General features: G+C 58.4%; 5 protein-coding genes and 4 pseudogenes. 4 read left to right on the top strand and 5 right to left on the bottom strand.

Annotation, left to right across the window (positions count from 1 at the left end; genetic code table 11):
- On the top strand, positions 1 to 1,002 hold a 1,002-nt coding region (ltrA, locus tag EOS_RS33600; protein WP_047896531.1), incomplete at its 5' end, for a group II intron reverse transcriptase/maturase.
- Positions 1,003 to 1,093: 91 nt separating this feature from the next.
- Here the strand turns inward: ltrA and EOS_RS45045 are convergent.
- The 5 genes and pseudogenes from EOS_RS45045 to EOS_RS33625 form a co-directional block, all read right to left on the bottom strand.
- Positions 1,094 to 1,219, bottom strand: a pseudogene (locus EOS_RS45045) (LysR family transcriptional regulator); the annotation flags it as partial.
- A 406-nt stretch (positions 1,220 to 1,625) separates the two neighbouring features.
- Entirely contained in the window at positions 1,626 to 1,868 is a 243-nt protein-coding gene (locus tag EOS_RS33605; protein ID WP_047896532.1) for a transcriptional regulator, read from the bottom strand.
- Positions 1,869 to 2,264: 396 nt separating this feature from the next.
- Positions 2,265 to 3,065, bottom strand: coding sequence for a Fic family protein (locus EOS_RS33615; protein ID WP_047896534.1), 801 nt, complete (start codon positions 3,063 to 3,065; stop codon positions 2,265 to 2,267).
- 725 nt (positions 3,066 to 3,790) lie between these two features.
- A complete protein-coding gene (locus tag EOS_RS33620; RefSeq protein ID WP_047896535.1) occupies positions 3,791 to 5,743 on the bottom strand; it encodes a sensor histidine kinase in 1,953 nt (650 codons plus the stop codon).
- 65 nt (positions 5,744 to 5,808) lie between these two features.
- Positions 5,809 to 6,503, bottom strand: a pseudogene (locus EOS_RS33625) (LuxR C-terminal-related transcriptional regulator).
- Positions 6,504 to 7,366: 863 nt separating this feature from the next.
- On the opposite strand from EOS_RS33625, the gene EOS_RS33630 reads away from it, so the two are divergent.
- From EOS_RS33630 to EOS_RS47800, 3 genes and pseudogenes are all read left to right on the top strand, one after another.
- Positions 7,367 to 8,767 (top strand): sigma-54 dependent transcriptional regulator, encoded by a 1,401-nt coding sequence (locus tag EOS_RS33630; RefSeq protein WP_082163609.1) that lies wholly within the window; start codon positions 7,367 to 7,369, stop codon positions 8,765 to 8,767.
- Positions 8,768 to 8,848: 81 nt separating this feature from the next.
- Positions 8,849 to 8,926 (top strand): annotated as a pseudogene (locus EOS_RS49565) (IS6 family transposase); the annotation flags it as partial.
- A gap of 866 nt (positions 8,927 to 9,792) precedes the next feature.
- A pseudogene (locus tag EOS_RS47800) lies at positions 9,793 to 10,071 on the top strand (IS6 family transposase); the annotation flags it as partial.
- Positions 10,072 to 10,815 lie beyond the last annotated feature (744 nt).

Raw genomic sequence — 10,815 nt, forward strand, 5'->3', positions numbered from 1 at the left:
ACCGTGTCTGATCGAATTGCTCAAAGTGTTGTCAAGCTCATGATCGAGCCGACACTCGATCCGGTGTTTCATCCAGATTCTTATGGATACCGGCCGGGCAAGTCGGCTAAACAGGCGATTGCTGTGACGCGCAAGCGTTGCTGGCAGTATGACTGGGTTGTTGAGTTTGACATCAAGGCGGCGTTTGATCAGATCGATCATGCGTTGTTGATGAAGGCGGTGCGAAGCCACATCAGGGAGGACTGGATCCTGTTGTACATCGAGCGGTGGCTGACTGCGCCGTTCGAAATCGCGGACGGAACGAAACTGTCCCGGACGCGAGGTGTTCCACAGGGTGGTGTGGTCAGTCCAATCTTGATGAATCTGTTCATGCATTACGGGTTCGATAGCTGGATGAAGCGGACGTATCCACAATGTCCCTTCGCGCGCTACGCCGACGATGCGGTGGTTCACTGCCGCACCCAGGCGCAGGCTGAAGCGGTGATGCGCTCTATTGCATTACGGCTGGAGGAATGTGGGCTGACGATGCATCCGGAGAAGTCGAAAATCGTGTACTGCAAGGACAGCAAGCGCACCGGTGCCTTTCCGAACGTGCAATTTACGTTTCTGGGTTTCACGTTCGGGCCCAGGGGGGCGCGCAGTCGACACAACCGGCTATTTACCGGCTTCCTGCCGGCGGTGAGTGGCGACGCGCTCAAACGGATGAGGCAAGTGGTGCGGGGCTGGCGGATTCACCGCCGGACGCCGGCGACGCTTGCGGACATCGCGCAGTTATGCAACCCGACGATACAAGGGTGGTGGAACTACTATGGGGCGTTCTATAGGTCGGAGATGCGAAAGCTCTTCCACTATATAGACCAGAAGCTTGCACAGTGGGCCAGACGCAAATACAAGACACTACGGCGGCGAAAGCAGCGTAGTGTGCGATGGCTCGGCAAGATGATGGACCTCGCTCCGCGGTTGTTCGTTCACTGGCGTATCGCTCGGCGCGAGGTTGGGTAACGGGAGCCGGATGAGGTGCGAGCCTCACGTCCGGTTCTGCGAGAGCCTCGGGGTGAAACTCCCCGGGGCTACTCACCACTAGGCGCTTCATCTGGCCACTGATCGCCGCATGCGTGACGTTCAGTTCCTCGGCCGCCTTTGAAAGGCTCGAATAGCGGGCGGCGGCCTCAAATGCCTGAAGTGTGTTCAGAGGCGGCAAGATCATGAGAGCGAGCATCCGGGCTGTCTATGAGATGTCGCCGGAGGGTAGCTGAATCAGACTGCCTGCGCAAGCTGCTGCGTCATCCAAGAGAAAATCGCGGAGCGTCGCTTCAACACATTCGGCAACATCGAGTAGTCGCGCATCGCATCCCCTTCCTGCCATTAGCATCAGTGCCCCGGGAGGCCCGCTCATCTGCAGCTTGGGTAATGAAACAGCACAGCCGTCCAAGACGTTGACGATCAGGGTGTGGCGAAGTACCTGGAGATTAATCCGCTGAAAGATATCACCATCTAACAGTGTATCGAGCGCGGACGGGTTGATTGGCACGGTCGGCAGCTCTACGTTTGGTGGCGCGTTGGATTCATTATATGCCCCAATGGGGATATTAAAGAGCAACCGTCGATCTGAGCAGTGATTTCTCTTACGCGCCCTTTCCAGGCTTGCTCTGACCGTCCCAATGCAGGATCTCCCTCACATACGCCTTACCCATTTCTGGCATGGCTCGAAAGTCGGTCGACTCCTCTGGTAGAAGCCATTTGTCTAGCGTTCGAGGGGGCACACTCAGGCGCGCAGCGAACTCTGCGCGCGTCATGCCAAGTGTTTCCATGGCGTCGCGCAAGAGATCCTGTTGCGTAGGCGACGCGGGTTGAGTCCGGGGTGCCATTTTCGTTTCCAGTGACGGTCCAAGAGAGGTGCTGGCTGGGCGAGGAGGCCGTGCCGCGGCTAGCTGCTGCGCTCGATGAAGAGTGTCGCGAGAAAGAGCGCTAGGCTGATGACGACTCCTCGAGTCATCTGGATCAACGAGGAAGTCAGCCTTTCCACACGCGGCTCTTTGAACCGCAGAAGTGTCCGAACTGCTGAATTCCAGCAAAGAAGGCACCACAGGATCGCGACGATACAGAACGCCGTCACCACTGCTGACGTAGTCGATATTACCTGTACCCAATAGACGTAAAGCTGTGATCCGAGGCCGGCGGCGAGCAGGTCAGCCGCCACTCAGGGACGCTCTCTCGTTCGTGCCATGGATACCGATCCCGCGACGCGCGGCGCCGCCCTCGAGTTACGGTTCAATGTCCGGCGCGGGCGGCACTATCGCCTGATGGTGTGCCTTGCGCAATCCGAGCACGGTCAGGTACGTCTCTAGCGAGCGCTGCACGGCCTCGCCGACAAGCTGTGTGATGTCGCCGTAGTCTTCGCGCACGCATGCCTTGTCCAGGGCGTCGTAGTAGGCCAGCCGGTCCTCCTTTCTGATGACAGCAGGGGGGTAGCCGTCCTTCATCAACTCGAAGTTCAATAGAAGCCTGCCAGTTCTGCCGTTCCCGTCGACGAAAGGATGGATCTTCACGAACCGCGTGTGCAGTTCGGCCGCACGCACAACCGGATGCAATGCGCCGGCGTGCTTGTACCATTCCAAGAGCGTGTGCATTTCTGCGGGAACATGCAAGAAATCCGGCGGAGTCGTACTTGCGCCGGCAATCGCGACGTTCTCGTGTCGGTACCGGCCAGCCTCATTGTCGTCAATGCCCTTCAGCACGAGCCGATGAATGTTTCGGATCTGCCATTCCGACAATACCTCTTTCTTCGCGACGACGTCTTCAAGATAGAGAATGGCGTCGCGATGGTTCGTCGCCTCGAAATGCTCGCGTATCGATTTTCCGCCGACAGTGATACCCTCGAGAACCACCTTCGTTTCGCGCAGTGTGAGGGTGTTGCCCTCAATCGCGTTCGAGTGATATATCCACTCGAGTCGCAGTTTCTCGCCCAAGGACGCGACGGTGTAGTGAGGCAACGGACGCGCAGCATCGAGCGCCGCCTTTTCGTCGTCGATCACTTGCAGCAGCTGGCTGGTTTGATTGCCCATCAACGTACCTTAATATTGTTCCGGTTGCGCCGGCGCTCAATCGGATTTGTGCTATAGATCTGGGTGTCCACGATAACATCCGGTCAGCGCAAAAAGCGCTGTAAACTCGTGCTGGCTGTCTTCGCAGACATACTCTTGGTGGACTGAGTGCTGCCAATGGCGCACGCACCCATCGTCACGTTGACCGACTCACAGGCAGGGCACAGCGTTTCAGTACGAGCTAGGACGTGATTTCTCCACTCTGAACCCAGCATAGTGCCCTCCATCTCATTTTCCCCGTCGGATAGCTCGCACAGGATAAGCTAAGGTTAGCGAAGAAATTGCTCACGCAGGCATCATTGGCTTTGCCGAGGGTGACAGTTTGCCTCGAAGTACGAACATCGCTATTCCTGATTTCGATACCTGATGAAGGAGATTGTATATCCCCAATGGGGCGTGTCAAGGCGCTTCAGCATCGCGCTTGCTGCTATTGACGTCGAGGATCGAAGGGTTGCCGGGTGCCCCGTTTGGTTCGAGATAACTTCCTCGATCTTTGCAAGACGCGTGTCCGTTGGAGCAACCTTGAACAGTACGAAAATGTCGGCGCAAGGACTCGTATGTTCACCTGTCCGGTCCGTCTGTAGTGCTTGTCAGCCACTCAGGCATCGGCGTCCTGACGTGATAGTACGTCGGCACGTCGCCACGCCACAGCTTTTCGTCTACCTCCACGTCTCGTTCATTGCGAGTCATGTGCTTGTCTGTGCCGCGTGGGCGCTGCGTTCCAATGGAAGCCAGAGTGTGAAGCGTGTGCCTCTCGCCTCCGAGTGCCAGGTAGCTCTACCGTCGAGAGCCCGGGCACGGCGCATCTGATTGTGCAGGCCGCGTCCCGAGGTTGTGCACAGGACCGTTTCAACATCGAAGCCCTGACCGTTGTCTTCGATGATGACCTCTACGCCCGCCGTCTCCACTGCGGTACTCATCCGGATCACGCTCGCATGGGTGTGATGCAGTATGTTGGCAATGCTTTCCTGCACGATGCGCAGAATGTGCAACGCGCTGCTGGGATCGAGCCAGAATAGCGTGGGCAGCTCCCGCACCTCCCATAACAGCGTGATGCCGGTTCCCTCCAGCCGGGGTTCCAGCCGGAAGCGCAGTGTGGCCAGCAACAGCAGCAGGTCGGCTTCGACGGGCTCCATCGAATCGATCGTCAGCTTCAGATCGTCGAGACAAGCCTTGAGGATTTGCGAAACCTTGACGTCGCTTACGTCACCCGTTTCCACCAAGCGGATTGCGCTGATCAGCGACGAACCTAGCCCGTCGTGCATGTCCTGCATCAAACGCCGGCGTTCATCGCTGATGGTTTGCCGATGCTCCGCTTCGCGCAGCCGCTGGTGACTGAGTTCGAGTTCGGCTTCGCGTTCTTTCAGGCGCTGCGCAAGGTTCGCATTCATCCGCTCGAACTCGCTGATGGCATTGACGTAGCGCCGGTACATCAGGAGGCCGAACATGCCGAACGTAACGGCATTTGTATAGGCGCCCAGAAACCAGCCCTCGATATTGATGACGTTGTTGTACAACATCCAGTCGGGCACGCCCAGCAGTGCGCAGATGCCCACGCCGACGGCCACCAGTCGTGCTTCGCGGGACCGGCGCCATGCGCTGAGCACGCCCACCAGGCCGACCGTGGCCGCCATCACCAGGGCGGCCGCGTAAATGAGCGGAATGATGACGGGAGTACTCGGGAGCACCGGCAATACCGCGACGACAGGCAGCGTCAGCACGGTGATCAGCAGGATGACGCCGCTCAGGGTCCAGGTCAGTCCCCTGAGCGGCCGGCCATGCATCTGGCAAAGGTAAAAATGCACGACCAGGATCAGCCAGAACAGCGAGTTGATCGTGAGCCACGCAAACCAGTCGCTGGTGATCGGCAGGTTGACGTAATAGTGCAGGTGCCCGACAAAAGAGGTGGCGGCGAGATTGAAAAAGAGCAGATAGCCGGTTTCGCGGCGGCGGCTGAACCACACGAATAACGCGAAGATGCCTACGGCCAGGAACGACGCGCTGAGCGTGGCCGGCAGTTCGCGCTGCAGCCACTGGCGCATGTAGTAGCGGCTCCGCAACGCATCGGCGGACCCTAACCACAGCGAGGACAACGCCACCGGGTTCTCTGGTGTATGTTCGATACGGATGAGAATCTCGTTAAGCGGCGCGTCGCCGACGCCGTGATCGAGCGCGACCCACAGCGGCGTGAACAGGCTGTTCCACAGCGGGCCCTGTTGTTGCGCACGCTGCACCAGCCGGCCATCGACATACATCGCGATCGTGCCGTCAGTCTTGATACGGCTGACATACAGCGCCAACCGCCCGGAGGGGATGCGCACTCCTGACGCGGACAGTCTGATCCACGTGGTGCGGATGTCAGGGGCGGTAGGGGTGGATCGCGGAGTGTTTGCGGGCAACTGGGCGGGAAGCGTCACGTAATGCCGCGAGCCGGGCAACGTGCGGCTTTCAAACGCCGTTGGCGGGGGGCTGAAGTCCGGTGCATCGGTACTTTGCCATTCAGCCTGTGTGAAATGGACTGCTCCCCCTGTTGATTTGGCCCCGCCCGTACCCGTGTACCAGACACCTACGGCGATTAGCAAGGTTACGGAAAAAACGAGTATCGCATTGGCAGGGAAACGCGCAGGACGGTGGATCACGCTATTCCCTTTGCGGCAACGTTCCGTCGTGTTTTGTAAGCGACGCAGCACATACCCAACGCTCCCTAGTCGTTCAATAGTCCCAGCGTTCTGGCTTCATAGATCGCCTCCGCCTTGGAGGTGACCTTGAGTTTGCTGTAGATGCGCCGCACGAAGGTCCGCACGGTGAAATGGGACAACTCCATCAGTTTCGCGATTTCCTGTGTCGTGAAGCCCCTGGTGATCAGATTCAGTACCTCTTTTTCTCGGGCTGACAGCAGCGGCGAAGAAACCGGAGCAGGCTCCTTGCTAGGGGGCTAAGGGGAGTGCCTTGCCGGAAGCGCGCCAGGATCTGCCGGGCAATAATCGGGCTGATCGGACTGCCGCCGCTTGCGAGGCTGCGGATTTCCTCGATGATCCTAGCGGCTGAACTGTCCTTCAACAGATAGCCGGCTGCGCCGGCTTCGATCGAACGCATCACGTGCGTTTCGTCGCCGAAATTGGTGCTGACCATGATGCTGCAGGCGGTCCATTGCCGGGCCGCCGCGTGAATTACGTCAATACCCGAGCCGTCGGGCAACCCCAGGTCGACCAGCAGCACGTCCGCCGGTGGACCATCCAGCAGCGCGAGTCCCCCGGCACGGGAACCCGCGACACCCGTCAACCGCATGTCCGGCGCCCCCTCCACAGCCTTGCTCAACGCATCGACGAAGCCAGCGTCGTCCTCGACGATGGCGACGTGGATGGAGAAAGGTTCTGGGCTGATGGAGGTCGGATCCATAAGGACAAAATTCTACCAGCGTTCGAGGAGGCGCTTGATGTAGCGCATTTGTGCGACAGATGAGATCGGCCCGGATCCATATACTCGGCGCCATTCTGAAAAAATGATGTACGGGGAAAAAATGGACCACACGCATTGCACGGGGAAAACGACTGCCGATTCGATCGCGCGTGGCTTCCGACGGTCATAACGAATTCTGAAAATCCCGGATAGCCGATCGTGCGCAAGCCCGCATATCGGCCGCAGCCGACGACAAGGCGGCTGACGGCGCCTGGCCTCGCGCTGACGCCTGTATCCACGAAAGCCCAGATGGTCATTTCCAGAGCGCAAATCGCTACGGACTCGCTGATGGATCAGCGGTAAAGGAATTTTTGAACTGTCTCATCCGTTTTTTCAAGCAATTCGAGGTCTTGACGCGAAGCATTCGTGAATCACCGAAGGTGCAATCCAGGGCCTGAGAGAGGAAAGACCGTTGTGATCACGGGGACGGGAGCGGGCGTTGGCATCGGCGCCGCGGCGGCTCCGGTGTCCGGCAATTACCCGCGTCCGTGGTAGTCCGCGATTGCAGCAGCGGTGAAGAGGTCGATAAGTAATGCAAATTATATGAGAGGCCCACGGCCGCGCGGGGTCGTATCAAGCGGACGTGTGCGAGATCGTCGAAGTCGACTGATTCGTGCCGGAGGTGCGTGCGGCCTTCAGCCAGATCGATGTTCTGATGAACAACGCCGGTGGTTGTGTGAGGCACTCGTCGATTGTGGATGCGAGTGACGATGACACCGGCGCCGTGTTCGCCTCAACGCCTGCCCGGTTAGCTCAGCAGCGTTTGATGGCGATGTTCGCTTTAACTAACCGGTTTGACTTTCATGGCTACTTCTTCCCAACCTCTCAGGCATCTGTTTTCCGTTGGCAATCCGTTGACGCTGGAACTTCGCTCGCTCCTGGATACGCGCGGCTGGACAGTCAAAACTCTGGAACTGGATCGTGAACCTGGGAATTTCTCATCGAAGCCCAGTGGTGGATTGCTTGATTTCTCGACGCGAGACGTGCTGGCCAATCTTCGTCTGGCTGAAACATGGCTATCGATAAAGACAGTGGGCTGGCTGGCGCTCTTGTTGCCTGAGCAGCTTGAAGATCCGACTATCAGACGGCTCGTCCGCGATTTCTGCTTTGACTATGTCACGATCCCGGCGCCGGGCGAGCGCATTCTGAATGCGCTGGGCCACGCTTACGGGATGGCGGCGCTGCGTGACAGCGCCGCACGCGAGGCCGGCAACGGCAAGGGCGATGGCGACGCGGAGGGCGAAATGATCGGCTCGTGCGATGCGATGCTTGCGCTCTTCCGTGCGATCCGCAAGGTGGCAGCGACCGACGCGCCGGTGTTTATCTCAGGCGAATCGGGAACGGGCAAGGAACTGACAGCGGCGGCCATTCATGCGCGTTCGGTGCGGCATGACCAGCCGTTTGTTGCGATCAATTGCGGGGCGATTCCCCCGCATCTTTTGCAGTCCGAGTTGTTCGGGTACGAACGCGGTGCCTTCACCGGAGCAAACCAGCGCAAGATCGGCCGCGTGGAAGCGGCCAATGGCGGGACGCTGTTCCTCGATGAAATCGGCGACTTGCCGCTGGAGAGCCAGGCAAGCCTTTTGCGTTTCCTGCAGGAGCGCAAGATCGAGCGCCTGGGCGGCCATGAGTCCATACCCGTGGATGTGCGCATCGTCTCGGCGACCCACGTCAACATGCAGACGGCGATGGCCGAAGGCCGGTTTCGTGCTGACCTGTATCACCGTCTGTGCGTACTGCAAATCGATGAACCACCGCTGCGTGAACGTGGCAAGGATATCGAATTGTTGGCGAGAGAAATGCTTGATCGCTTCGAAAAGGACGCAAACCGGCGTCTGCGCGGGTTTGCACCCGATGCGATCGCCGCAATTCATAACTATTGCTGGCCTGGCAACGTGCGTGAGCTGATCAACCGCGTGCGGCGGGCGATCGTGATGGCCGAAGGGAGGCTGATCGGTGCGCGCGATCTGGAACTTGGCGAGTTTGCGGAATGCATCCCAATGTCGCTTGCGCAGGCGCGGGAAGTGGGAGAAAGGAAGGCGATCGAAATGACGTTGTTAAGGAATCGCGGGCGCGTGGGCGAAGCTGCGCGGGAACTTGGCGTGTCCCGCGTCACCTTGTACCGGATCTTGTCTGCCTACAGCATGCGACATGCAGAGGGGAAGCGCCCCGGGTTTTCCGGAGACGCTAGATTCCTTCTGTGAGCAGCAAATTGTCAAGGCCTCTCACGAACTGACTCACGAAGGCTTTGTCCCGTTGTCGGGATGGACGCGTAAAATCGTCTGATGAGGAATCCAAAATCGCTGTATCACGGTCGTCGGTTTCCCGCGCCGGTCATCAACTGCGCTGTTCGGTGGTATTTCTGTAAGCGCGAATTTAAGCGCACACATAGCGAGGCCGCGATGGCGTGACCGAGATCACTGCAATATCCGTGGACGGACTAGTCGGAGCGCGGCTTATGCACCACGTGCTTTTGCGGCGTTACAAGCGGAAATCCGGATAACCGTTAGCGACCTCGGCAAAATGACCAATCAGGGCCTCAGCAGCAGCCGTAATCTGTCGATACGACCATTTGTGGCCGACAGGCCGAGGCAGCATTCGCCGAGCGTCCAGCAACTCGCTCCCGATCCGGGCATTCTTGGCACGCGCCGCAGACACAAGCTGTTCGCTGTATACGGTGGAACGCGGGTGAGCCTGAATAGGTAGGGACGAGAATCTGGGGTCAAGCTTTGCTGATATTTATGTCAAGCAATCCTGAGCAAACTTACCCAAGGTAAGACTCCTGAGGTTCGGCCGCCAAACGCGCCGTCCGCGCTTGCCGAAGGCATTTTTTCCGGCTATTACTTTAGCCAAAGTTGGCGCAATTCCATGGGCCGCTTCCACACTTGAAGAAGCAGTCACAACAGGTTTCACTCTCAACGCGACTATGAACCTCCCAGACTCATCGCCAAACCTTACACTCGGTTTCGCCGGATCTTTTGCGTCGGCGCTCGCGCCCGTCATCGAAGTAGTGGGCACGCCCCGCTTTCTGCGCGCGCTGAATACCTTCATTACCGGTTTCGCCGATTGCGACACCTTGCACCTGCAACGCTTCCGTGTGGATGCCAAAGCGCCTCAAGGATGCCGCGTCGACTGGATCGGCAGCTACTGCAGCTACGGCGACAGCGACCTGCAAGCGGTCATGGCCCGGTATTGTCACGTTGCCGGAAATGCAGCGACAATTGCAGGTATGAAACGAACCGACTTGCAGCAAAACGCACCTGCCAACGACGCTATCTCCGATTCGGGATACCGGTTCCCGCCCGACGTGATTAGCTACGCGGTGTGGCTGTACTACCGTTTTCCGCTGAGTCTGCGCATGGTCGAGGAGTTGCTGGCGGCTCGCGGCATTGAACTCACTTACGAGACTGTGCGACGCTGGTCAGTAAAGTTCGGCCTGGGCATTGCCCGACGCATACGCTCTACTGCGCTAGCCCGAGGCGATAAGTGGCACCTCGACGAAGGAGTGTCACGAACACAAGCGAAAGCTTGTGGTGCTGTACTGAAGATGGGAGTTGGCCTCCCGGAGTCGGCTTGCAGGAGCAGGCTCCAAACCGCCCGGTGCTGCTGCGTTCAAAAGGCGTGGTGGTGTTGTGCCATGAACGTGTTTGCATTCTTTGAGACACGATGCTGTACCTGAGATGGAGGAAGGCCCTCCGAAGCCGGCGTGCAGGCGCAGGTTTCAAACAGCCGTAAGCTGCTTCAGTCGGAAACGCTGCGGTGGTGAACGTTACGGTTAAAAGGCGTGATCAAACACGTCATGTATGGGTTAGAGAGACGAACGCAAGTGAACCACCGATGACGCATCGAAACGCCTTTACAGATGACATCAAAACCGGGGGCACACTACTCTCCCGGGATCAGCGTGGCGGCAACCTGCTTACTGGCTACGTGGTGTCCGGTGTATAGGTGGCGTGACTCTAATTCAGGCTCAGATACGGAACTTGGGAACTCTTCAAGTGATGCCAAGGGAAAACCTTATAAGTGGGATCCACGAAGGGGGAAAGTACCGATGCACATGCAGGGGGCGGATCATCCAGTAGTAGTGTTGAAGTTCTTGTAATGAGAATGGAGCGAAGGGGATGACTCAGTTCAGAGAAGGTTATCGCCAACCGGGAAACCGGGATGAGCATCTACCTTCCGCGTCGATCTGTCATCGCGAGGTGGCGGGAGAATGGCTGGGACGAGCCGTGTAAATCGAGAGGTTTACGCA

Source organism: Caballeronia mineralivorans PML1(12) (assembly GCF_001028175.1).
Classification (GTDB): Bacteria; Pseudomonadota; Gammaproteobacteria; order Burkholderiales; family Burkholderiaceae; genus Caballeronia; species Caballeronia mineralivorans.